Annotated in this window: 27 protein-coding genes; 13 read left to right on the plus strand and 14 right to left on the minus strand. The window is 52.4% G+C overall.

From position 1 onward, the window contains the following. Positions 1-56 precede the first annotated feature (56 nt). From Q3O59_RS00295 to Q3O59_RS00345, 11 genes are read right to left on the minus strand one after another with little or no spacing between them, the layout of a single operon-like run. A complete protein-coding gene (locus Q3O59_RS00295) occupies positions 57-332 on the minus strand; it encodes an HPr family phosphocarrier protein (RefSeq protein ID WP_228590657.1) in 276 nt (91 codons plus the stop codon). Further along, positions 316-1,179, minus strand: a complete 864-nt coding sequence (gene rapZ / locus Q3O59_RS00300; RefSeq protein ID WP_228590655.1) for an RNase adapter RapZ — start codon at positions 1,177-1,179, stop codon at positions 316-318. The genes Q3O59_RS00295 and rapZ overlap by 17 nt, the downstream gene beginning before the upstream one ends. Then, complete coding sequence (gene ptsN, locus Q3O59_RS00305) at positions 1,180-1,650, minus strand: PTS IIA-like nitrogen regulatory protein PtsN (protein WP_228590653.1); 471 nt, start codon at positions 1,648-1,650, stop codon at positions 1,180-1,182. It abuts the gene before it with no gap. Positions 1,651-1,655: 5 nt separating this feature from the next. Continuing rightward, positions 1,656-1,943 carry a ribosome hibernation promoting factor gene (gene hpf / locus Q3O59_RS00310; RefSeq protein ID WP_091339274.1) on the minus strand — a complete coding sequence of 96 codons (288 nt, stop codon included), beginning with the start codon at positions 1,941-1,943 and terminating at the stop codon, positions 1,656-1,658. 25 nt (positions 1,944-1,968) lie between these two features. Continuing rightward, positions 1,969-3,462: an RNA polymerase factor sigma-54 gene (locus Q3O59_RS00315; RefSeq protein ID WP_228590651.1), complete on the minus strand. Its 1,494-nt coding sequence runs from the start codon at positions 3,460-3,462 to the stop codon at positions 1,969-1,971. 47 nt (positions 3,463-3,509) lie between these two features. Then, positions 3,510-4,232: an LPS export ABC transporter ATP-binding protein gene (gene lptB, locus Q3O59_RS00320; protein ID WP_305943715.1), complete on the minus strand. Its 723-nt coding sequence runs from the start codon at positions 4,230-4,232 to the stop codon at positions 3,510-3,512. Further along, the gene (gene lptA, locus Q3O59_RS00325) at positions 4,229-4,747 is read right to left on the minus strand and encodes a lipopolysaccharide transport periplasmic protein LptA (RefSeq protein WP_305943716.1); all 519 of its coding nucleotides are present in this window, start codon (positions 4,745-4,747) and stop codon (positions 4,229-4,231) included. The genes lptB and lptA overlap by 4 nt, the downstream gene beginning before the upstream one ends. Further along, on the minus strand, positions 4,737-5,291 hold the full coding sequence (lptC, locus tag Q3O59_RS00330; protein ID WP_305943717.1) for an LPS export ABC transporter periplasmic protein LptC: 555 nt from the start codon (positions 5,289-5,291) through the stop codon (positions 4,737-4,739). The genes lptA and lptC overlap by 11 nt, the downstream gene beginning before the upstream one ends. After that, positions 5,288-5,845, minus strand: a complete 558-nt coding sequence (gene kdsC, locus Q3O59_RS00335; RefSeq protein ID WP_305943718.1) for a 3-deoxy-manno-octulosonate-8-phosphatase KdsC — start codon at positions 5,843-5,845, stop codon at positions 5,288-5,290. Before kdsC ends, lptC begins: the two co-directional genes overlap by 4 nt. Beyond that, positions 5,845-6,813: a KpsF/GutQ family sugar-phosphate isomerase gene (locus Q3O59_RS00340; RefSeq protein ID WP_305943719.1), complete on the minus strand. Its 969-nt coding sequence runs from the start codon at positions 6,811-6,813 to the stop codon at positions 5,845-5,847. Before Q3O59_RS00340 ends, kdsC begins: the two co-directional genes overlap by 1 nt. Before the next feature lie 10 nt (positions 6,814-6,823). Further along, positions 6,824-7,834, minus strand: a complete 1,011-nt coding sequence (locus Q3O59_RS00345; protein ID WP_369812332.1) for a calcium/sodium antiporter — start codon at positions 7,832-7,834, stop codon at positions 6,824-6,826. Between the two features lie 252 nt (positions 7,835-8,086). Here Q3O59_RS00345 and Q3O59_RS00350 point away from each other — a divergent pair, with 252 nt between their 5' ends. From Q3O59_RS00350 to murA, 7 genes are read left to right on the plus strand one after another with little or no spacing between them, the layout of a single operon-like run. After that, positions 8,087-8,899, plus strand: coding sequence for an ATP-binding cassette domain-containing protein (locus tag Q3O59_RS00350; protein ID WP_305943720.1), 813 nt, complete (start codon positions 8,087-8,089; stop codon positions 8,897-8,899). After that, positions 8,899-9,681 carry a lipid asymmetry maintenance ABC transporter permease subunit MlaE gene (gene mlaE, locus Q3O59_RS00355; protein WP_305943721.1) on the plus strand — a complete coding sequence of 261 codons (783 nt, stop codon included), beginning with the start codon at positions 8,899-8,901 and terminating at the stop codon, positions 9,679-9,681. The genes Q3O59_RS00350 and mlaE overlap by 1 nt, the downstream gene beginning before the upstream one ends. Before the next feature lies 1 nt (position 9,682). Further along, the gene (gene mlaD, locus Q3O59_RS00360; RefSeq protein ID WP_305943722.1) at positions 9,683-10,144 is read left to right on the plus strand and encodes an outer membrane lipid asymmetry maintenance protein MlaD; all 462 of its coding nucleotides are present in this window, start codon (positions 9,683-9,685) and stop codon (positions 10,142-10,144) included. Between the two features lie 2 nt (positions 10,145-10,146). Further along, positions 10,147-10,797: an MlaC/ttg2D family ABC transporter substrate-binding protein gene (locus Q3O59_RS00365; protein ID WP_305943723.1), complete on the plus strand. Its 651-nt coding sequence runs from the start codon at positions 10,147-10,149 to the stop codon at positions 10,795-10,797. A 3-nt stretch (positions 10,798-10,800) separates the two neighbouring features. Next, positions 10,801-11,091, plus strand: coding sequence for an STAS domain-containing protein (locus tag Q3O59_RS00370; protein ID WP_228590629.1), 291 nt, complete (start codon positions 10,801-10,803; stop codon positions 11,089-11,091). Positions 11,092-11,103: 12 nt separating this feature from the next. Next, a complete protein-coding gene (locus Q3O59_RS00375; protein ID WP_228590627.1) occupies positions 11,104-11,361 on the plus strand; it encodes a BolA family protein in 258 nt (85 codons plus the stop codon). Positions 11,362-11,367: 6 nt separating this feature from the next. Continuing rightward, complete coding sequence (gene murA / locus Q3O59_RS00380; protein WP_305943724.1) at positions 11,368-12,621, plus strand: UDP-N-acetylglucosamine 1-carboxyvinyltransferase; 1,254 nt, start codon at positions 11,368-11,370, stop codon at positions 12,619-12,621. 47 nt (positions 12,622-12,668) lie between these two features. On the opposite strand, the gene Q3O59_RS00385 is transcribed toward murA, so the two are convergent. The 3 genes from Q3O59_RS00385 to Q3O59_RS00395 all read right to left on the minus strand — a co-directional run bounded on the left by Q3O59_RS00385 (position 12,669) and on the right by Q3O59_RS00395 (position 15,763). After that, positions 12,669-13,748, minus strand: a complete 1,080-nt coding sequence (locus tag Q3O59_RS00385; protein ID WP_305943725.1) for a trypsin-like peptidase domain-containing protein — start codon at positions 13,746-13,748, stop codon at positions 12,669-12,671. Between the two features lie 98 nt (positions 13,749-13,846). Further along, on the minus strand, positions 13,847-15,208 hold the full coding sequence (locus Q3O59_RS00390; protein ID WP_305943726.1) for a Do family serine endopeptidase: 1,362 nt from the start codon (positions 15,206-15,208) through the stop codon (positions 13,847-13,849). Positions 15,209-15,304: 96 nt separating this feature from the next. Further along, positions 15,305-15,763 (minus strand): Z-ring associated ZapG family protein, encoded by a 459-nt coding sequence (locus Q3O59_RS00395; protein WP_305943727.1) that lies wholly within the window; start codon positions 15,761-15,763, stop codon positions 15,305-15,307. Between the two features lie 177 nt (positions 15,764-15,940). On the opposite strand from Q3O59_RS00395, the gene zapE reads away from it, so the two are divergent. From zapE to Q3O59_RS00425, 6 genes are all read left to right on the plus strand, one after another. Beyond that, positions 15,941-17,032 (plus strand): cell division protein ZapE, encoded by a 1,092-nt coding sequence (zapE, locus tag Q3O59_RS00400; protein ID WP_305943728.1) that lies wholly within the window; start codon positions 15,941-15,943, stop codon positions 17,030-17,032. A 208-nt stretch (positions 17,033-17,240) separates the two neighbouring features. Beyond that, on the plus strand, positions 17,241-17,669 hold the full coding sequence (rplM, locus tag Q3O59_RS00405; RefSeq protein WP_228590615.1) for a 50S ribosomal protein L13: 429 nt from the start codon (positions 17,241-17,243) through the stop codon (positions 17,667-17,669). A gap of 12 nt (positions 17,670-17,681) precedes the next feature. Next, on the plus strand, positions 17,682-18,074 hold the full coding sequence (gene rpsI, locus Q3O59_RS00410) for a 30S ribosomal protein S9 (protein WP_228590613.1): 393 nt from the start codon (positions 17,682-17,684) through the stop codon (positions 18,072-18,074). Positions 18,075-18,257: 183 nt separating this feature from the next. Further along, the gene (gene petA, locus Q3O59_RS00415) at positions 18,258-18,848 is read left to right on the plus strand and encodes a ubiquinol-cytochrome c reductase iron-sulfur subunit (RefSeq protein ID WP_305943729.1); all 591 of its coding nucleotides are present in this window, start codon (positions 18,258-18,260) and stop codon (positions 18,846-18,848) included. After that, positions 18,848-20,116: a cytochrome b gene (locus Q3O59_RS00420; RefSeq protein WP_305943730.1), complete on the plus strand. Its 1,269-nt coding sequence runs from the start codon at positions 18,848-18,850 to the stop codon at positions 20,114-20,116. The genes petA and Q3O59_RS00420 overlap by 1 nt, the downstream gene beginning before the upstream one ends. Next, positions 20,116-20,853, plus strand: coding sequence for a cytochrome c1 (locus Q3O59_RS00425; RefSeq protein ID WP_305943731.1), 738 nt, complete (start codon positions 20,116-20,118; stop codon positions 20,851-20,853). The genes Q3O59_RS00420 and Q3O59_RS00425 overlap by 1 nt, the downstream gene beginning before the upstream one ends. Position 20,854: the final 1 nt, after the last annotated feature.

Consider the following 20,854-nt stretch of genomic DNA (forward strand, 5'->3'; position numbering starts at 1 on the left):
GCTGGCGCTTCCGGGTTTTGCCAGTCAATCGCCGCCGGTTTGAATGCAGCAGCGGCTTAACCTTCCTCAAAACCGTTGGCGATCAGCTGCACCACCGCCTGCATTGCGGTTTCGGCATCGTCGCCTTCGGCAATCACTTCAACCGACTTGCCCTGGCTGCTTGCCAGCATCAACAAAGCCAACACACTGCTGGCATCGGCAGTTTTTGTTTCCTGGCGTAGTTCAATCCGACTGTGAAACTGCTGACACAGCTGTGCCAGCCTGGCTGCCGGGCGGGCATGCAACCCCAGCGCATTGACAATGGTGACCTGAGTGCTACACCTTGTGGCCATGATGACGTACCAGTTCGCGGTGGCGAATTTGAATGTCGCTGCGCTGTTCACGCAGCAGGGCGGTCAATTGCTCGGCGATAAAAACAGAACGGTGCTGGCCACCGGTGCAGCCAATGGCGATGGTCAGGTAGCTGCGGTTGTTTTTTTCCAGTTCAGGCAGCCATTGACTGACAAATTGATGGATTTGCTGAATGTAGTCCTGCACCACCTGCTTCGCACTCAGGTACTGCTGCACTGGCAAATCCAATCCGGTTTGTGGCTTTAGCTCTGGCTCCCAGTGTGGGTTCGGTAAAAAGCGGGCATCAAACACAAAGTCTGCATCTTTTGGAATGCCGTATTTAAAGCCGAACGACTCAAACAGGATCACCAGGCGACCTGATTGCTGCCCTAATAAACGCTCGCGAATTTGATCGGACAGTTGATAGACATTCAGGTCGGTGGTATCGATGTAGAGATCGGCCCGGCTGGCGATAGGATCCAGCAATTGCTGCTCACGTAAAATGGCATCATCCAGTGACATCGATTGATGCGATAATGGATGCATACGACGGGTTTCACTGAATCGCTTGATCAGGCTGTTGTGATCGGCATCCAGATACAAAATGGTCAGTTCCAGTTTACGGGGCAGGTAGGTCAGAATTTCGGCCAGTTCATCCGGATCCTCCGGCAAGTTACGCACATCAATGCTAATCGCGACCCGCTCGTACTTGTCCATCACGGCATTGGCCAGGGTGGGCAGTAAGTTGACAGGAATGTTGTCAACGCAGTAGTAACCCAGGTCCTCCAGCACTCGTAAGGCGACCGACTTGCCGGATCCTGAACGACCGCTGACGACCAAAAGCTTCATTTAACGCTCCGTTTCCTGATTGGCACTGAGCAGGATTTGATACAAATCTTGATCCGATTGGGCATGGCGAATTTTCCGGGTCAGCTCTTTCTTTGACAACAGCTTGGCAATGGATGCCAGGGTATTCAAGTGCAGCTGGCATTGATTTTCCGGGATCAGAATGGCGCAAAAAATATCCACCGCTTGGTTGTCGATGGCATCAAACTGAATCGGATCCTGGCTGACGACAAAGACCAGCACTGGCTGTTCGACGTCTTTTAACTTGCCATGCGGAATCGCAATTCCGCCCCCGATGCCGGTTGAACCCAAGCGTTCCCGGGTCATCAGCGATTCCAGGATGGCATATTCAGAGGTATCCGGCAGTTGCTGATGGGCCAGCTCTGCTATGTATTCAAGAATGCGTTTTTTGCTGTTAAAAAGGACTGCACTTTTGGTGCAGTCCTGCGATAACATGGTGCTTAGTGTTGTCATCTTAATTAGTGTCGGGCTAATTTCTCTTTATGCTTAATGACCTGGCGATCCAGTTTGTCGATCAACTGGTCAATGGCAGCATACATATTTTCACTCTCAGATACGGCAAAGACTTCGCCGCCATTCAGGTTGAGCTTGGCTTCTGCAATCTGTTGTAATTTTTCCACGTTTAGCACCACATGTACATTGTTTATGTGCTCAAAGTGGCGTTCGAGCTTGGCAAACTTGTTGTCTACATAGTCTTTTAAGGCTTCTGTAATTTCGACATGACGACCGGTAAGATTGATTTGCATAGCCTGTTTCCTTCTTGTTAAGTACTCAGATCAAGGTCTTGCGTTGATTTGACGGCGGGATAAGCAAGGCCTCGCGGTACTTGGCAATAGTTCTGCGGGCAACATTGATGCCCTGATCCGACAAAATTTCCACCATTTTACTGTCGCTCAGTGGTTTTGTCGGGTTTTCCGCCGCCACTAACTTTTTAATCAGTGCCCGGATGGCAGTCGAAGAGCATTCGCCGCCATTTTCGGTACTGACATGACTGGAGAAAAAGAACTTCAGTTCAAAAATCCCTCGCGGGGTGTGCATGAACTTTTGTGTGGTGACCCTGGAAATGGTGGATTCGTGCATGCCGACCATTTCAGCGACATCATTCAGCACCATGGGTCGCATCGCTTCTTCCCCATGTTCAAAAAATCCCTGCTGTTGTTGCACAATGCAATTGGCGACTTTGAGCAGGGTGTCGTTTCTGCTTTCAATGCTTTTTAAAAACCACTTGGCTTCTTGTAAATGGGACCGAATAAACTGGCTGTCTGCTGAGTTTTTCGCCGTTCTGCTCATCGCCGCATACTGCTGGTTGATACGTATTTTGGGCATCGAATCCGGATTAAGTTCCACTTGCCAGCGACCTTTCACCTTCTTCACGGTGACATCCGGGATAATGTAGCTTTGTTCTTCCCGGATCACAGTGGTACCAGGCCGTGGATTTAGGCTGTGGATCAACTTCATCGCATCGCGTAGTTCATGCTCTTTTAGCCTGGTCAACTTCATCAGGGTGCGAAAATCCCTGTTGGCCAACAAGTCTGCATGCTGGCTGATTAGCTGCCTGGCTTCTGCCAGCATCGGGGTATCTGGCTCGAACTGACGCAGCTGAACCAGCAAAGACTCCTGCACACTGCGCGAGCCAACCCCGATGGGATCAAATAATTGAATGCGCTTTAGTACCGCTTCGACTTCATCGGCTTCTACATCGACCATACCCAAAGACTCGAGAATATCGTCACAGCTGATGGTGAGAAAGCCGCTTTCATCGATGGCTTCGATGATTATTTCGGCAATGGCGCGATCGGTGTCGGAAAAAGGGGTCAGCTCCATTTGCCAGCGCAGGTAACTTTGCAGGGTTTCGGTGGTTTCGCCTTGATACAAGCTGTCGTCTTCGCCATTGTAACTGCCGGTGCTGACTGGGGCGGCACTGACCAGATCATCCCAGTGATTATCCAGCGGCAAGTCGTCGCTGATGTCCTGGCTGGTCATGGCTTCACCGGTATCGGGCTCGATGGGTTCGTCGTTGCTGTCGTCTGTGCTGTTGGTGTGTTCTTTGTGGGCATCTGCCGCCAGCTCACCCAGGCCATGCTCATCGCTGCCATTTTGCGACTCATAGTCCTCTGCCGATTCCAGCAGCGGGTTGGCATCCAGTGCCTCCTGAATTTCCTGCTGCAACTCGATGGTCGACAGCTGCAGCAGCCGGATTGCCTGCTGTAACTGGGGGGTCATCGTAAGTTGCTGGCCAAGACGAAGTTGCAAAGATGGCTTCATTGACGTGACTTATGCTCCTGCAAAAATGAAAAAGCCTGACTCATTAACTATAGCCTGAATTGCTCACCTAGGTATACATCTCTGACGTGCTGATTTGCCAGGACGTCGGCAGGGGAACCTTTGGCTATCAATTCACCATGGCTAACGATGTAAGCCGTTTCACAGACATCCAGGGTTTCCCGTACATTGTGATCGGTAATCAGAACGCCAATACCCCGTTGACTGAGGTGCTGAATAATTTTTTTGATGTCCAGCACCGAGATGGGATCGACACCGGCAAAAGGCTCATCGAGCAGAATAAAGCCGGGATTGGCTGCCAGTGCCCGGGCGATTTCAACACGTCGCCGTTCACCGCCGGACAGGCTCATGCCCAGGCTGTTGCTGATGTGGCCGATGTGAAATTCTTCCAGCAAGTCATCTGCGGTTTCTTCCTGAGCTGCGGCATTGAGATCCGACCGGGTTTGCAGAATTGCCATCAGGTTCTGACGAACCGTCAGCTTGCGGAAAATAGAGCTTTCTTGCGGCAGGTAGCCAATGCCCAGCCGGGCACGCTGATGAATGGGCTGATCGGTTAGATCTTGCTCGCCCAGCCGGATTTCACCGCGGTCACTGGGGACCAAACCCACAATCATGTAAAAGGTGGTGGTTTTGCCGGCTCCATTCGGGCCAAGCAAGCCAACAATTTGACCTGCACTAACTTCCAGGCTGACATTTTTCACCACCTGGCGACCTTTGTAGCTCTTTGCAAGGTGACTGGCCGTTAACTTCATGGCTGTTGACTCTCGGGTTTGGGTTCAGGCTGAGGCAGGCTTTCCGGCGCGAAAATAGTGCGAACCCGGCCATTTTCTCCGCGCTCTGCCTGCATCTGTTGACTTTCCATGTTGTATTCAATACGAGCAGCTTGCACCAGGCTGCCGCTTTGCTTAAGTTCGGCTTCGCCAGTCATGATTAGAATACGGCTGGCGCGGTCATAGCGGACCTCTTGAGCCTGGGCTTCGACCAGACTGCCATCCTCCATCTGTTGACTGTAGGTGGCCGGGCTGCCGGTGGCAATAAAGATTTCCAGGCCTTTACCAGCGGAGCCATCAACCTCCAATCGGTCAGCCCGAATGATCAGGCTGCCTTGTTGCACCAGAACATTGCGTTCATAGACTACATTGGCACTTTGCAGGTCGGTGAAAAAGGCTTCCGAGTCGATACTTAAAGGCTGTTGGAAGTCATTTTGGGTCGATGCTGCCACCGATAGGGTGAATAACAATGCGAGCCATGTGATCTTAAGGTTCATGATGGTAATCCGTCCGAATATGTTCTTTAAGTTCGATGCTTTGTTGCACGATGCTGGCCCTAAGACCTCGGCCAACAATTGAAAAGCCATCGCCAACCAGTTCGACCCTTTCATCGGTGACTAGTTGCTCTGAAGGTAACAGCATTTCAAGATAACCGGTTTGCACTTGATCAATCAATGCGTCGGCGGACAGGTTCTGCAGCAGCACGGCTCCGTCCAGAATCAGCTTATCATCCGGATACAAGACGGCACTGTTGCTGGACAGCTGCCAATTCCGCTGCTGTGTCCTATCGAGCAAGGTAAATACCGGCTTTTCCAGCTGGGTGAAGCCGAGCAAATCGTAATGCTCCATCCGTACAGCCTGCACCAGCTCGCTAAGTTGACCCTGTTCATCGTAGACGATTCGGGTCAGGTTTTCGGCAATAAAGTCCGGGATCAGTTCCGGTTCGGTGGCTGGCCGCTGATCATCATCGCTATGGCTCCACCAATACCAGAGGCTGGCCGACAGCGTCACAGCAAGCAGCAGCAACAACCAACGTCTCATGAGCTGCTGCCTTGAAACTGATTAAAGGCATCCCGGCTCATCAGCAACAAATCGGCTGCTTCCCTCACCGCGCCAAAGCCGCCTGGGCATTGGGTGACGTACTGGCTCTGCAGGCGTAAATAGGGGTGAGCATCGGCGACGGCGATACTAAGTCCAACCTTTTGCATTACCTCCCAGTCACTTAAGTCATCGCCAATGTAGGCCACTTGTTCTGGTGCCAACTGCGTTTTTTCCAGCAGCTCCTGAAAAGCGGGGGTTTTGTGTTCTTGTCCCTGGTAGATGTAAGGGACGGTCAGTGATTGCATGCGATCGCGAACGATGTCGGACCGGCGACCGGTAATGATAGCAACTTCGATACCCGCTTTACGCAAAGCTTTGACGCCAAAACCATCACGGGTATGAAAAGCTTTCAGCTCTTCTCCCTGATTGCCTAAATAAATGCGGCCATCGGAAAAAACGCCGTCGACGTCGCAAATCAACAGCTGGACCTGACCCGCTCGCTGCCACAGTGAGTCGGTAACTGGTTGATAGCACTGGGTAAATAATGCTTGCATTACAGCACCCCAGCTTTCAGTAAATCGTGCATGTTCATGGCTCCTACCGTTTGTTGCTGGTCGTTGACAATGGCCAGGCCATTGATTTTTCGTTGTTCCATCAGCTTTAAAGCTTCAGCGGCCAGCATCTGAGGTTTGGCGGTAATGCAATCCCGTGTCATTACCGCTGTAATGGGTGTCTCATGGATATCAAAACGTTGATCCAGAATACGCCGCAAGTCACCATCGGTAAAAATACCCTGCAAGACGCCGTTTTCATCGACCACGGTGGTCATGCCGAGCCCTTTGGCCGACATCTCAAGCAAGGCGGCCTTAATGGTGGCGTTCATTGGCACCATCGGGATGGTGGCGCCGGTGTGCATCACATCTTCCAGCCGCAACAGTAAGCGGCGTCCCAGGCTACCGCCAGGGTGTGACAGCGCAAAATCATCGGCAGAAAAGCCGCGCGCATTGAGCAGCGCAACGGCCATCGCATCGCCCATGGCCAGTGTCGCTGTGGTGCTGGCCGTCGGGGCCAGTCCGAGTGGGCAGGCTTCTTGTTCCACCTGCACACAGACATGCACATCGGCCAACCGGGCTAAAGTCGAAGCTGGGTTGCCGGTCATGCCAATCAGACGCGCACCTATACGCTTAAGCACAGGAATGATGGTTAGAACCTCTCCGGTTTCCCCTGAGTTGGAGATGGCCAGTACCACATCGTCTTTGGTAATCATGCCAAGATCGCCATGGCTGGCTTCGCCCGGGTGAACAAAAAAGGCTGGCGTGCCAGTGGACGCAAAGGTGGCTGCAATTTTATTGGCGATGTGGCCTGATTTGCCCATGCCTGAGACGATAACCCGTCCGGTACTGGTTAGGATCAGCTGGCAGGCTTGTTCAAAGTCCTGGTCGATAAAACGTGCCAGCTCGCTGATGGCGGTGGCTTCTATCTGCAGGACTTGCAAAGCTTGTTGTTTAAAATCTGTAGTCATGGGGAGTCCATCAATGGAAACTGACAAATAACAGGTATTGGTAACCGATAAAGGCTGCCAGCAAGATAAAGCCTTCGACCCGATTAATCCGCCGAAGTTTACCCAGCCGCAGGCTCATCAGCAATAAAGCCAAGGTAGCGGCCAGCATCACGTAGCTATCACGGCCGGCTGCAGAGGGGTCAATGGCGCCGGGCGCAATTAGGGCGCCAATGCCCAGTACCGCCAGGATATTGAAAATGTTGGAGCCAATGATGTTGCCCAGCGCCAAGTCATCTTCGCCTTTAAGAATGCCAATTAAACTGGCGGCCAGTTCTGGCAAACTGGTGCCGATGGCAATAATGGTCAGGCCGATGATAAGATCGCTGAGCCCAAAATGGCTGGCGATGGTAACAGCACCATGCACCAGCAACTGAGAACTGGCCAGCAGAAAAGCCAGCCCTAACAAAATCCAGCCTATCGCCTTCCAGCTTGGGATCTGCTCTGGCAGCTCAGCTTCGTACTCGGCCAGCAGCGGGTCATCCGGCCGGGCATGTTTGCCCCAATACACCATCAGGCCAATAAACAGCACAAAGCAGCCAAGAAAAATCAGCGCTTCAGCGCGGGTTAAGCTTTGGTCGGCTAAAAACAGGTACCCAAGCAGTGTCACCAGAATCAGCAAGGGAAACTCACGCTTTACCGTCATGGAAGCGACGGCAATGGGTTTTAAGAGTGCGGTGGCGCCAATCACCAGCAAAATATTGGTGATGTTGGAGCCCAAAGCATTGCCGACAGAAGTATCGAGGCGGCCTTGCCAGGCGGCGGTAGCCGAGACCATGATTTCAGGTGCGGAGGAGCCCATGGCAACAATGGTCAGGCCAATGATCATTGGAGAGATATTGAGGTTGCGTGCGATCGATGAAGCGCCGTAAACAAAACGGTCCGCGCTCCAAATCAGCAATACCAAGCCCACCAGCACAAAAAAGGTGGCAGCAATTAACGGAGACACCAGTTGTTCCTTAATGCATGGATCCAGTGAGGGCATTTTCCCGTTTATTGACAGGAAAAGCAAAACTAACTGCAGCTGGAACAGTCATTAAGTTGGTCGCAACTTGTTGAACCATTCGATGGATTGCAACGACTTGTTACGAATTATAGGAAGGTGTTGCTGAGGTAATTTTGTTACAATTCTCGGCAAGGCAGCCCACAGCTCTGACGGGCATAGTGGTTTGGCGATTGAAATAGCCAGGTGGCATCGGTATAGTGCGCCACTGCATCCGGCACGGTGCAGCAATGAATGGAGAAAACCTTGTCCGATTTGATGGTGGATATTCAAAATCTGACATTCAGCCGCGGTGAGCGGCTGATCTACGATGGCATGAGCATGCGGGTGAAGCGTGGCCAGGTCACTGCGATCATGGGGCCGAGCGGCATCGGTAAAACCACGCTGCTTAAACTGATAGGTGGCCAGCTTAAGCCTGATCAGGGCGACATTTTGTTTCAAGGGCGCTCGATTCCGAAGATGAGTCGGGCCGAGCTGTACCAAACCCGCAAGTCGATGAGCATGTTGTTTCAAAGTGGCGCTTTGTTTAGCGAGCTATCGGTGTTTGATAACGTCGCTTTTCCGATTCGCGAGCACACCAAGTTGCCAGAGAGTCTCATTCGCACCATGGTGTTGATGAAGCTGGAGGCTGTAGGCTTGCGGGGTGCCCGGGATCTGATGCCATCGGAGCTCTCCGGAGGCATGGCACGTCGCGCTGCTCTGGCCAGAGCCATTGCACTGGATCCAGAGCTGATTATGTACGATGAACCTTTTGCCGGGCAGGATCCGATCTCGATGGGGATTGTGGTCAAGCTGATTCGGGAGCTCAACAATGCCCTGGGGCTGACCTCCATCGTCGTCTCGCATGATGTTGCCGAAGTGATGAGCATTGCCGATTACGTCTATCTGGTGGCAGAAAAGCGGGTGATTGGTGAAGGTACGCCCGAGCAGCTGCGCCAGCACGAATCGCCTTTGGTGCAGCAATTCTTAAAAGGGGAAGCCGATGGCGCTGTGCCCTTCCACTACAAAGCGGCGCCCTATGCCGATGAATTGATGGAGTTGTTGTGATGTTGCTGGATCGAGTGCAACGGTTAGGCGCTACTACGCTGCAGAGCATTGCCGGACTGGGAAGGGCGGCACTGATGCTGGCCGGAGCCGTCTTTGGCAAACCCAATATTCGCAAAGGGTTTCCGCTGTTAATCAAGCAGCTGTATGTGGTCGGGGTCTTGTCGCTGCTGATTATTTTGGTCTCTGGCCTTTTTATTGGCATGGTGCTGGGCCTGCAAGGCTACACCGTGTTGGTGAAGTTTGGTGCCGAGGGCATGTTAGGCCCTTTGGTCGCGCTTAGTTTGCTGCGTGAACTGGGGCCGGTAGTAACCGCCTTGCTGTTTGCGGGCCGGGCTGGCAGTGCTTTGACGGCCGAAATTGGCCTGATGAAAGCGACGGAGCAACTTTCCAGCATGGAAATGATGGCGGTTGACCCGTTGCGCCGTATTATTGCACCGCGCTTTTGGGCTGGGGTGATCAGCATGCCATTGCTGGCGATTATTTTTACCGCAGTCGGCATTCTGGGTGGCCACCTGGTAGGTGTGGATTGGTTGGGTGTTGATGCCGGTAGTTACTGGTCGTCGATGCAGGCCAATGTGGATCTGCATCAGGATGTGTTTAACGGCATTATCAAAAGTATCGTCTTTGCTTTTGTGGTGATGGCCATTGCGTTGCACAAAGGCTTTGATGCTGTTCCCACATCGGAAGGCATTGCCAAAGCAACCACAGAAACGGTAGTGACAGCCTCCTTGGCCGTGCTGGCGTTTGACTTTGTATTAACCGCACTTATGTTTGGTGGATAAGATGAACTCTCGGAAAATTGAACTTTTGGTCGGTGTCTTTGTGGCTTTTGCTATTGGCGCTTTTTTGGTGTTGGCATTAAAAGTTGCCAATACCGGTTTTACCGGCTCCGGCGATACCTACACCCTGTACGCCGACTTTGAAAACATTGGCGGTTTAAGACCCCGCTCGCCGGTAAAAGTGGGCGGCGTGGTGGTTGGTCGTGTGGCGGCCATTGAGCTGGATAAACAGTACTACACTCCCAGAGTACGGCTGGAAATCAGCCGGCAATACGATAACTTCCCTGAAACCAGCTCGCTGGTGATTCTGACTTCGGGCTTGTTGGGCGAACAGTACCTGGGCTTGCAGCCAGGTTTTATCGATGACAGCGTGCATCTGTTGCAAGATGGCGATTTGATTGAAGACACCCGCTCAGCCATGGTGCTGGAAGAATTAATTGGTCAATTTCTTTTTAACCGGAACTAATCATGAAAGCATTTAAACGACTAAGCCAAATGATGCTGGCAGCAGCGGTGCTGCTGAGCACCGCGTTGCAGGCGGAAGTGCAGCGCTTTACCGATCCTTATCAGATGATCACTGTGGTTGCAGACCATGCCTTCAGTCGTCTGGCAGAGGAAAAAGACAATATTCAGCAAAACCCTGAAATTCTGCGTACCATGGTGCATCAGGAGCTACTGCCCTACATTGATGTGCGTTACGCTGCCTTCCGGGTGATTGGCAATCACATTCGCAATACCACTGAAGAAGAGCGCGATGCTTTTGTCAGCGCATTTCAGGAATACATGATTTCAACCTATGCCGGCACTTTTACCTTGTACCGGGATCAGCAGGTGGTGGTGGAATCCGGTCAGGATGTGGGCAATCGTCGTATTGCGACGGTTCGTACCCGGGTGATTGACCCTGGTAAGCCCGATATTACCATCGAGTTTAAATTGATCCGCCATCGTGACAGCGAATACTGGCAGGTGTTTGATATGGTCGCCGAAGGTATTTCGCTGTTGGACAGCAAGCGCGCTGAATTGGGCAGCATGATCCGGCAACAAGGCTTGACCCGTGTGACAGAGCTGCTGCAAGAGCGGGCCAAGCAACCCATCGAGTTGTCTGAGCCTGAGGATTAAGCGGTGCTGACCATCGACGTGCAACCGCAGCGGCTGACCTTTCGGGGCGTGCTGGATAGAAACACCTTGCTGAACTATTGGCCATTTCAGCAGCTGAATACCCTGTCCGGCACCGTGGTATTTGATTTTTCTGAACTGCAGAGCATCGATACGGCGGGTCTCGCCTGGTTGCTAAAGCAATTAGCACTTGCCAGCAAGGCGGGCTTGGTGGTTCAATTGCAGCAGGTTCCTGAGCAACTACGCTCTCTGGCGAGGGTCAGTGATGTGCTTGAGTTGCTACCCATTGCACAATAAAACCGGACAATCATGGATATTCAACAAATAGAGCAACTGCTGCAGGAACAATTGCAGCTGTCTGAAGTCGAAGTCAAAGCTGAAGGATCGCATTACTCGGTACGGGCTGTTGGTGAGTGCTTTGCCAATGTCAGTCGGGTGCGGCAACAGCAAATGATTTATGGGCCTTTGATGGCGGCCATTCAGGATGGCAGCATTCATGCGGTCTCAATACGCACCTTTACCCCAGAGCAATGGCGTAGAGAAAAACTACTTAACTCACCGATGTAATCACCTATGCAGCAATTTCTTGTGACCGGTGGTGCTGAACTACGTGGCGAGGTTACCATTTCCGGTGCCAAGAACGCAGCCCTGCCTATTTTATTTGCCAGCATCCTGTCCGATGGTCAGGTTGCTATCGACAATGTGCCTGAGCTGAAGGACATTGATACTACGTTCAAACTGCTGCGTGATTTTGGCGCGACCGTCGAACGCGATGGGCATCGGGTCTTGATCAATGCCGGCCCTATTCACAGCCACAAGGCCTCTTACGATCTGGTGAAAACCATGCGGGCTTCCATTCTGGCCCTGGGGCCTTTGCTCAGCCGCTTTGGTGAAGCCGAAGTGTCCTTGCCCGGTGGTTGTGCCATTGGTGCCCGCCCGGTGAATTTGCATATAGACGGTTTGCGTAAAATGGGCGCTGAGATTGTGGTCGAAAATGGCTACATCAAAGCACGCTCTGACCGGCTCAAAGGCGCCCACATTGTGATGGATATGGTCAGTGTGACCGGTACCGAAAACCTGATGGCTGCAGCCGTTCTGGCCAGTGGCACCACCATCATCGAGAATGCCGCCCGCGAGCCGGAGGTCATTGATCTGGCCAACTTCCTGATCGCCCTCGGCGCCCGTATTGAGGGCGCTGGTACCGATACCATTCGGATTGAAGGCATCGAGCGTCTGGGCGGCGGTGCCTATCGGGTGCTGCCGGATCGGATTGAAACCGGCACCTTTTTAGTGGCTGCGGCGGTAACCGGTGGCGACGTCACTTGCCGCAACACCCAGCCAGCAGAGCTGGAAGTGGTGTTGGATAAGCTGCGCGAAGCCGGGGCGGACATCAGTACTGGAAGCGATTGGATCCGGCTGAATATGGCTGGCCGCTCCCTGAAAGCGGTGCAGGTGAAAACAGTTCCCCATCCAGGCTTCCCAACCGACATGCAGGCACAGTTTACCGTATTGAATGTGGTCGCTCAGGGCGTGGGTACTGTGACAGAAACCATCTTTGAAAACCGCTTTATGCATGTGCCTGAACTGCAACGGATGGGGGCGAAAATTCAGCTGGAAGGCAATACGGCCTTGTGTCAGCATACCGAGCATTTGACCGCTGCCCAAGTGATGGCAACGGATCTACGGGCGTCGGCCAGTCTGGTGATCGCCGGCCTGGTGGCCAATGGCACCACCGTGGTCGATCGCATTTACCACATCGACCGCGGCTATGAACGGATTGAAGACAAGTTGGCTGCCTTGGGTGCACGCATCGAGCGAGTAGGCTAATTTTACTGGTGATTTGCTGGCTTTTTTAAAACAAAAGCCAGTTTGCGTTAGCGGAATTCGCGGATGAGTGCCGGGATCACCAGGCGCTCATTGTTTCGTTTAATGGTCAGTTTCAGCACGGTATCCGGTGCAGTTTCGGCAATGACATTCAGAGCTTGCTGGGTGCTTTGCAAGGGCTGGCCATCGATTTCCAGTAGAATGTCGTTGACCTGCAGTCCTGCCTCAGCTGCCGGGCTATGCGGGCTGATGGATGTCAGCTGAACACCGTACAGCGTCTGGCCACTGGAGGTTAAGCGATCACCGGCAGCATTGATCACCGGCTCACCATTAACGCCCAGATGCCCCCGAATCACCCGTCCATGCTGGATCAGCTTTTCCATTACCTGATAGGCCAGCTTGTAGGGTACCGCAAAGAAAATACCTTGCACATCCTGATTCTGTCGTTGAAAGGTGCCTGCATTGATGCCGACCAAAGTGCCATTGCTGTTGACCAGGGCACCACCGGAGTTGCCAGCATTGATGGCTGCATCCATTCGCATAAAATCGATGTAACCGCGTGAGCTTAAGCCATCGACCCCATTGGCACTGATAATGCCCTGAGTGATGGTTTGGCCTAAGTTCAATGGATTGCCGATGGCCAGCACCACATCGCCAACCTGGGATTGCAGTTGCGGCTCTTGCGGTATGGCGGGTAGGTTTTCGGCTTCGACATAAAGCAAAGCCAGATCGGTGATTTCATCGTGCCCTATCAGCAAGGCTTCCAGCAGGCGGCCATCTTGCAGTGCGACCTCAATGTGATCGGCACCGTAGACCACATGGTGATTGGTTAAAATGTAGCCTTTGGGGCTCATAATGACGCCCGAGCCGAGCTCTTGCCGTTCAATGGTGCGGGCTCGCAATGAGCGCGGGTGCGAAATAGTGGTGCGGGTATAAACGTTAACCACGGAAGGCGCAGCTTTGCGAACGGCCCGGGCATAAGAGACCGGGGCTGGTTGAAGCTCGGCCTCGCTCTGAGAGAGCGCCGGCCACTGAAAACGGAGTTGCTGAGGAAACAGCAGCAACAACACAAAGGCCAGTGCCAGGCCATAGGCTGTACTTCGGAGCAGCAATAACAGAAACTTTTGCACTGACATTCGCTTAGCAGATGGAAACCATGTGCTAAGGATATCATTAAATTGAAAAAAGCAGTAGCGCCTGGCGCTACTGCTTGCTGGGTGGATGTGGTTTAGCGGATCAGGATGTACAGCGTCTGATTGCCACGCTGAATGTTCAGCGCGACCACACCGCGTTGTTCTTGCAAGGTTTTGCGTAGCTCGGCCAGGTTATGGACCCGTTGTCGGTTGACGCCAATAATGACATCCCCTTTTTCCAGACCAATACGGCCGGCAGGAGCCGTTCGTTCCAGTTCGCTGATCAGCACCCCGGCTTTGCCATCCTGAGTTTGATCATTCACCAGAGTGGCTCCCTCCAACATTGGATGTATGACATTGGCAGCCACCTGGGTTTGTTCGGCCCGGCGCAGGGTGACATCGATATCCAGCGTCCGGCCATCACGCAAAACGGACAAACGCACATCGCGGCCAGCCCCCAGGGTGGCAATTTTGGCTCTTAATTCGCGGAAATTCAGAATACGGTTGCCATTCATCCCAACAATGACATCGCCTGAGCGTAAGCCTGCTTCTTCGGCAGCCGAGTCGGGCAAGACCTCATTGACAAAAGCACCTTGGGTGACCGACAGCCCCATCGCTTCAGTAAGCTCCGAGGTGACATCAATGCCGCGAATACCCAGGCTGCCACGACGGATCTCACCAAACTCTATCATTTGGTCGACCAGGTTTTTCATCATGTTGGAGGGAATGGCAAAGCCAATGCCGACATTGCCGCCATGCGGGCCCAAGATAGCAGTATTAATGCCTATCAGTTCACCGCGTAAATTGACCAGAGCACCACCTGAATTGCCGCTGTTGATGGCCGCATCGGTTTGAATAAAGTCTTCGTAGCCTTCCATACCCAGATTGCCCCGGCCCAGTGCACTGATTATGCCGGAAGTTACGGTTTGTCCAAGGCCAAAAGGGTTGCCTATGGCAATGGCAAAATCGCCGACCCGTAGCCGATCCGAGTCGGCGATAGGCAAGGCCACCAGATCCTTGGCTTCAATTTGCAGCAGAGCGACATCACTTTCCGGATCTTCGCCGATTTTTTTTGCGGTGAAGGTGCGGCCATCTTGCAGGTTGATCACGATATCGGATGCGTCCCGAATGACATGGGCATTGGTGACGATGTAACCATGTTCGGCATCAATAATGACGCCGGAGCCTAAACCACGGAAGGGCCGCTCTTCTCGAAACTCACCTGGTGCTCTGGGACCAAAAAAGTGCCGAAAAGCATCCGGCATTCGCTGTCGTACCTCGCGGCTGCCTTGCACCGAGATGTTGACCACGGCGGGTGTGGCCTGTTCCAGCATGGGCGCCAGGGTTGGGGTTTCGCCCTGGCTTAGTTGCGCTAATGGGAGGTTTGCCTGTGCCAGCCCAACGGTTAAAAACAGGCTGGCAAGCAGGCCACTAACAGAAAGGATACTTTTTTTCATACACGCAGTTCTCCATCAAACACGCTGAGCATAAAAGTTATGGTTCAGAATGTTGCTAAAGACGCTCAGCGCATAAAAAAGTTCAGTGGTGTGCGATTAACCCTCAGCTGTAGCCGTTTTTTTGCTGCCTTCCTTCAGCAGGCCACTGGCGCCACCGGCGTAATCTTTCGGCTGCTCGTAGGACTCGGAGAAGGTTGGTTTGCGCTCATCCAATTGGTGGATGGAAGCGCGGATTTGATTGGCCGTATCCGATGACAGATAGGAGATAGGCTCAGCTTTTTTCTCCAGCATGGGTTTTTCTACCAGCTCCATTTTGCTTTGCTGCAAGTGGTTGGCGATTTTGCTGTAATTTTGCTGCAGCTGGGTAATCAGCTCATTGGTGGTTTCCAAATGATTCGATACATCGCTGCGGTATTTTTCCAGTTGACTGCGGGTTTGAGTCAGCTCTTGCTGCAACTGGCTCTGATTGTGCTGCCGCAGGGCAAGAAACCAGGCCACAAGACCACCCGATACAAAGCCTACTGCCAGCCAAACTAAAGTCATCGTTAGGGTCATATTTGCTCCTGCATCCAGATCAAAGAAAACGTTTATTTCGACGCCAACAGGATTTCCGAATCCGGTTGGCGTCGGTCTTAAGGTAAGTGTAACCGATTTTTTCAGTTCCAGTGGTAAGGCATGTTAAGATATTCATCTTAATTGTGGCTGAATAATTTGATTTCAAGCAGAACCGGTATGCCATCACCTCAGGAAAAATATCAGCAAGATTTAACCCGTCAGGATTTCCAGCCCGATGCTGCTCAGGCGGAGGCTGTTCGTCATTTGCAGCGGTTGTACGATGAGCTGTTGCAGCGCTATCACTGCCCGGATACCTTGTGGCAAAAGTTATTCAGTAAAAAAGCCAAACCGCCGGTGATGGGCTTGTACTTTTGGGGCGGCGTTGGTCGGGGCAAAACCTATTTGGTGGATACTTTTTACGAGTGCCTGCCTTTGCAGCGTAAAATGCGGGTGCATTTTCACCGTTTTATGCATCGGGTGCATGAAGAGCTAAAAAGCTTGCAGCACCAGAGCAATCCGCTCGAGCTGGTCGCTGATCGTTTTAAAGCAGAAGCCGATATCATTTGCTTTGACGAGTTTTTTGTTTCCGACATCACCGATGCAATGCTGCTGGGTACCCTGATGCAGGCGTTGTTTCGTCGGGGCATTACCCTGGTGGCCACCTCCAATATTGAGCCGGACGGTTTGTATCGCAATGGTTTGCAACGGGCCCGTTTTTTACCGGCAATTGATTTGATCAAGCAATACACGGTGGTGGTAAACGTCGATAGTGGTATTGATTACCGGCTACGTACGCTGGAGCAGGCTGAGATTTTTCATGCCCCGCTGGATCAGCAAGCCGAGCTGAATTTGACGGAGTATTTTAACGCTTTGTCGGATGAGCCACGGCAGCACAATGCTGCCATTGAAGTGGCAAACCGGACCATTCTGGCCCGACATGAAGCCGATGGCGTGGTCTGGTTTGACTTCAGTGCCTTGTGTGAAAGTGCCCGCAGTCAATACGATTACATGGAGCTTAGCCGTTGCTACCACACGGTGTTGGTGTCCGGTGTCAAGCGGATGGGGCAGCACAATGATGATGTCGCCCGGCGCTTTATCGCCCTGGTCGATGAGTTTTACGAGCGCAATGTTACCCTGATTTTGTCGGCCGAGGCCGAACTGGACGACTTGTACCAAGGCGGTATCCTGAGCTTCGAGTTTAAGCGCTGCATCAGCCGCTTGCAGGAAATGCAATCACACGAGTATCTGGCGCGGGCCCATCTTCCTTGAGCAAGTCGCTGCGCAGAAAAAAATTGATATTTTTTAACCATAAGGGCTGATCTTTTGTTGTAGATGCATTATAATCCGCGCCCGGCCTACGTTACAGCCTTACTGCCCTTTAGCCAGGCAGTACTTGTACTCGAAGGGGTACGGTCACGATACTGCGCAATAGCCCTGCGGGTATCAGGTGTAACTATGTAAGTTTTGGACTATTTCAATGAAAACTTTTACTGCTAAGCCAGAAAGCGTACAACGCGACTGGTATGTTGTGGATGCGGCTGGTAAGACTCTGGGACGTATCTCAACTGAAATCGCTGCCCGTTTGCGTGGCAAACACAAGCCTGAGTACACGCCACACGTGGATACCGGCGATTACATCATCGTAGTCAATGCGGACAAAGTGGTGGTTACTGGTAACAAAGCCAAAGACAAAATGTACTACTCGCACAGTGGTTTCCCAGGCGGCATCAAAGAAATTAACTTTGAAAAGCTGCTGGCAAAAAAACCTGAGATGGTGCTGGAAAAAGCCATCAAAGGCATGTTGCCAAAAGGCCCATTGGGTCGTGCTATGTTCCGTAAGTTAAAAGTGTATGCCGGCGCCGAGCATCAGCATGCTGCTCAGCAACCGCAAGTTTTAGACATCTAATCGGAGCATCCCATGGCACAGAATCAATACTATGGAACTGGTCGTCGTAAAAGCTCAACGGCCCGTGTATTTTTAAAAGCCGGCTCAGGCAACATTGTGATCAACAAGCGCTCGCTGAACGAGTACTTTGGTCGTGAAACTGCCCGCATGGTGGTGATGCAGCCACTGGAGCTGGTTGATATGGTTGGCAAGTTTGACATGCACATCACCGTTAAAGGTGGTGGTATCAGCGGTCAGGCCGGCGCTATCCGTCACGGCATTACCCGTGCTTTGATGGAGTTTGACGAAACATTGCGTCCAGAGCTGCGTAAAGCAGGCTTTGTGACCCGTGATGCCCGTCAGGTTGAACGTAAGAAAGTGGGTCTGCGTAAAGCACGTAAGCGTCCACAGTACTCCAAGCGTTAAGCTGTATTTACACCTCCAAACCCGACCTTGTGTCGGGTTTTTTATTGCGATTCAGCGGCGGTTAATCCTTGTGTAAAGCGTGGCTTTTCATTATGATCGTCGTTATTTATTCATTTATAATAATTGCTGGCATACAGCCGCTTAAAGTACGTCGTTTTTAAGCGTTAATGTGGAGATGAGTGGATGAGCAACGCGCCTGTCGATCATGGCCGACGCCGCTTCCTGACCATTGCAACATCGGTCGTGGGCGGGGTAGGAGCCATTGGAGCCGCTGTTCCCTTTATTGCGTCCTGGAGTCCGAGTGAACGGGCTCGCCAGGCTGGCGCTGCAGTCAGTGCAGATGTCAGCAAAATGGAAGAAGGACAGCTGATACGGGTAGAGTGGCGTGGAAAACCGGTCTGGATTGTAAAACGTACCCAAGACATGGTTGAATCTTTGCCGAATCACGAGAACCGTTTGCGTGATCCTGAGTCGCGTGAGCCTCAGCAACCACACTACGCCCAGAACCGCCATCGCTCTATTCGTCCTGAGTTCTTTGTAGCGGTGGGCATCTGTACCCACTTCGGTTGCTCGCCAACGTATTTGCCCAACGAATTTGCAGCTCAGGCGGAAGGTGTGCGTTCTGGCTTCTTCTGTCCTTGCCATGGCTCGCGCTTTGATATTGCCGGCCGGGTCTTTCAAAACGTACCTGCCCCCACCAACCTTGAGGTTCCGCCGTACATGTTCACGGATGAGTTCACCATTTTGGTCGGTGAAGACGAGGAGACGGCCTGATGAAAAACCTGATCAATTGGATTGAGTACCGTCTGCCTGTTGTGGAAAAAATGAAAATCCACATGACGCAGTATCCGGCGCCAAAAAACTTTAACTTCTGGTACTTCTTTGGCTCTTTGGCCATCGTCGTGCTGGTCAACCAGATCCTGACGGGTATCTGGCTGACGATGAATTACGAACCTTCTGCTGAAGGTGCTTTCCGCTCCATCGAGTACATCATGCGCGATGTTGAGTACGGTTGGTTGCTGCGCTACATGCACTCCACCGGCGCCTCTGCGTTTTTTGTGGTGGTTTATCTGCACATGCTGCGCGGCATGATGTACGGCTCCTACCAAAAACCACGGGAATTGCTGTGGATTTTCGGCATGCTGATTTACCTGGTGTTGATGGCTGAAGCCTTTATGGGCTACATGCTGCCATGGGGCCAGATGTCATTCTGGGGTGCCCAGGTCATTATCTCCATCTTTGGGGTTATCCCGGTGATAGGTGATGACTTGACACTTTGGATCCGCGGTGATTACGTTATTTCCGGTGCCACCTTAAACCGCTTCTTTGCACTGCACGTCATTGCATTGCCGCTGGTGCTGGTGATTTTGGTGTTCCTGCACATCATGGCTCTGCATGAAGTGGGTTCGAACAACCCGGATGGTATTGATACTAAACGCGATAACGACGGCACTGTACCGGAAGAAGCCGTCAGTAAGTTTGAGTTCCACGACAACTTCACCAAAGGTGGTAAGAAAGTCATTATTGACTCCATTCCATTCCACCCCTACTACACGGTGAAAGACCTGGTGGGGCTGGCAGGCTTCCTGTTCTTGTTCGCCTACGTGATCTTCTTTATGCCTGAAGGCGGCGGCTACTTCCTGGAGCCACCAAACTTTGAAGCAGCGAACCCGATGAAGACTCCGGAGCACATTGCACCAGTTTGGTACTTCACGCCTTTCTACGCCATTCTGCGCGCGGTTCCGAATCCATTGTTTGGTGCTGTGGCGATGTTCCTGGCCATCCTGGCCCTGGCATTGTTGCCATGGATCGACCGCGGCAAGGTGCGCTCTGTCCGCTACCGCTGTGGCCTGCACAAGCTGAATCTGGTGAACTTCTGTGTTAGCTTTGTTGCGCTGGGGATCCTGGGTGTACTGCCAGCAACACCGCTGTACACAATTTTGTCTCAGCTGTTCTCATTCACCTACTTCGGTTTCTTTATCCTGTTGTGGTTCTACAGCAAGAATGAAAAAACCAAGCCATTGCCTGAGAGGTTGACCTGATGTTGAAACATATTATCGCAGCAGCGGCTTTGTTGGCCTCGACAGTTGCTTTGGCGGCCGGCCCCAATATCCCACTGGAGCGCGCTCCGGTGGATATCCGGGATACTGAGTCGTTGCAGCGTGGCTTTAAGCTGTTCCAGAACTACTGCCTGGCTTGTCACCAGATGCAATACCAACGCTATGCTCGCAGCTTCCGCGATCTGGATATCCCGGAAGAGCTGGGTATGGAATACCTGATGTTCACCGGCGAGCGGGTCGGGGATCACATCACCAATGCGATGGATCCAGCCGATGCGGCCGAATGGTTTGGTGATGCCATCCCAGACTTGACCAACGTGGCCCGGGTGCGTGGTCCGAACTGGATCTACACCTTCCTGAAGTCCTTCTACAAGGATGACAGCCGTCCATTCGGGGTCGACAACGATGTTTTCCCGATGGTAGGTATGCCGCATGTGTTGCAGGAATTGCAAGGTGTGCCCTACAAGGCCTATGAGACACGCCTGGTCGATGGTCAGCCAACCGAAGTCTATGTTGGCATTCGCACCGATGGCTCAGGCGAGTTAAGCGAAGAAGAATACAACCGTGCTGTAGCCGATCTGGTGAACTATCTGGTGTATGCCGGAGAGCCTTATCGGCTGGAGTCTGAGCGCCTGGGTGTGAAGGTATTAATCTTCCTGGCCATCTTCTTTGTACTCGCTTACCTGCTGAAGAAAGAATACTGGAAAGATGTTAAGTAAG

The organism is Alkalimonas delamerensis, assembly GCF_030717955.1.
Classification (GTDB): Bacteria; Pseudomonadota; Gammaproteobacteria; order Enterobacterales; family Alteromonadaceae; genus Alkalimonas; species Alkalimonas delamerensis.

What these genes read in the sequence shown, in the direction of transcription:
- Q3O59_RS00295 (WP_228590657.1), bottom strand. Translation starts at nt 332, where the DNA reads ATGGCCACAAGGTGTAGCACTCAGGTCACCATTGTCAATGCGCTGGGG.
- rapZ (WP_228590655.1), bottom strand. Translation starts at nt 1,179, where the DNA reads ATGAAGCTTTTGGTCGTCAGCGGTCGTTCAGGATCCGGCAAGTCGGTC.
- ptsN (WP_228590653.1), bottom strand. Translation starts at nt 1,650, where the DNA reads ATGACAACACTAAGCACCATGTTATCGCAGGACTGCACCAAAAGTGCA.
- hpf (WP_091339274.1), bottom strand. Translation starts at nt 1,943, where the DNA reads ATGCAAATCAATCTTACCGGTCGTCATGTCGAAATTACAGAAGCCTTA.
- Q3O59_RS00315 (WP_228590651.1), bottom strand. Translation starts at nt 3,462, where the DNA reads ATGAAGCCATCTTTGCAACTTCGTCTTGGCCAGCAACTTACGATGACC.
- lptB (WP_305943715.1), bottom strand. Translation starts at nt 4,232, where the DNA reads ATGAAGTTAACGGCCAGTCACCTTGCAAAGAGCTACAAAGGTCGCCAG.
- lptA (WP_305943716.1), bottom strand. Translation starts at nt 4,747, where the DNA reads ATGAACCTTAAGATCACATGGCTCGCATTGTTATTCACCCTATCGGTG.
- lptC (WP_305943717.1), bottom strand. Translation starts at nt 5,291, where the DNA reads ATGAGACGTTGGTTGTTGCTGCTGCTTGCTGTGACGCTGTCGGCCAGC.
- kdsC (WP_305943718.1), bottom strand. Translation starts at nt 5,845, where the DNA reads ATGCAAGCATTATTTACCCAGTGCTATCAACCAGTTACCGACTCACTG.
- Q3O59_RS00340 (WP_305943719.1), bottom strand. Translation starts at nt 6,813, where the DNA reads ATGACTACAGATTTTAAACAACAAGCTTTGCAAGTCCTGCAGATAGAA.
- Q3O59_RS00345 (WP_369812332.1), bottom strand. Translation starts at nt 7,834, where the DNA reads ATGCCCTCACTGGATCCATGCATTAAGGAACAACTGGTGTCTCCGTTA.
- Q3O59_RS00350 (WP_305943720.1), top strand. Translation starts at nt 8,087, where the DNA reads ATGGAGAAAACCTTGTCCGATTTGATGGTGGATATTCAAAATCTGACA.
- mlaE (WP_305943721.1), top strand. Translation starts at nt 8,899, where the DNA reads ATGTTGCTGGATCGAGTGCAACGGTTAGGCGCTACTACGCTGCAGAGC.
- mlaD (WP_305943722.1), top strand. Translation starts at nt 9,683, where the DNA reads ATGAACTCTCGGAAAATTGAACTTTTGGTCGGTGTCTTTGTGGCTTTT.
- Q3O59_RS00365 (WP_305943723.1), top strand. Translation starts at nt 10,147, where the DNA reads ATGAAAGCATTTAAACGACTAAGCCAAATGATGCTGGCAGCAGCGGTG.
- Q3O59_RS00375 (WP_228590627.1), top strand. Translation starts at nt 11,104, where the DNA reads ATGGATATTCAACAAATAGAGCAACTGCTGCAGGAACAATTGCAGCTG.
- murA (WP_305943724.1), top strand. Translation starts at nt 11,368, where the DNA reads ATGCAGCAATTTCTTGTGACCGGTGGTGCTGAACTACGTGGCGAGGTT.
- Q3O59_RS00390 (WP_305943726.1), bottom strand. Translation starts at nt 15,208, where the DNA reads ATGAAAAAAAGTATCCTTTCTGTTAGTGGCCTGCTTGCCAGCCTGTTT.
- Q3O59_RS00395 (WP_305943727.1), bottom strand. Translation starts at nt 15,763, where the DNA reads ATGACCCTAACGATGACTTTAGTTTGGCTGGCAGTAGGCTTTGTATCG.
- zapE (WP_305943728.1), top strand. Translation starts at nt 15,941, where the DNA reads ATGCCATCACCTCAGGAAAAATATCAGCAAGATTTAACCCGTCAGGAT.
- rplM (WP_228590615.1), top strand. Translation starts at nt 17,241, where the DNA reads ATGAAAACTTTTACTGCTAAGCCAGAAAGCGTACAACGCGACTGGTAT.
- rpsI (WP_228590613.1), top strand. Translation starts at nt 17,682, where the DNA reads ATGGCACAGAATCAATACTATGGAACTGGTCGTCGTAAAAGCTCAACG.
- petA (WP_305943729.1), top strand. Translation starts at nt 18,258, where the DNA reads ATGAGCAACGCGCCTGTCGATCATGGCCGACGCCGCTTCCTGACCATT.
- Q3O59_RS00420 (WP_305943730.1), top strand. Translation starts at nt 18,848, where the DNA reads ATGAAAAACCTGATCAATTGGATTGAGTACCGTCTGCCTGTTGTGGAA.
- Q3O59_RS00425 (WP_305943731.1), top strand. Translation starts at nt 20,116, where the DNA reads ATGTTGAAACATATTATCGCAGCAGCGGCTTTGTTGGCCTCGACAGTT.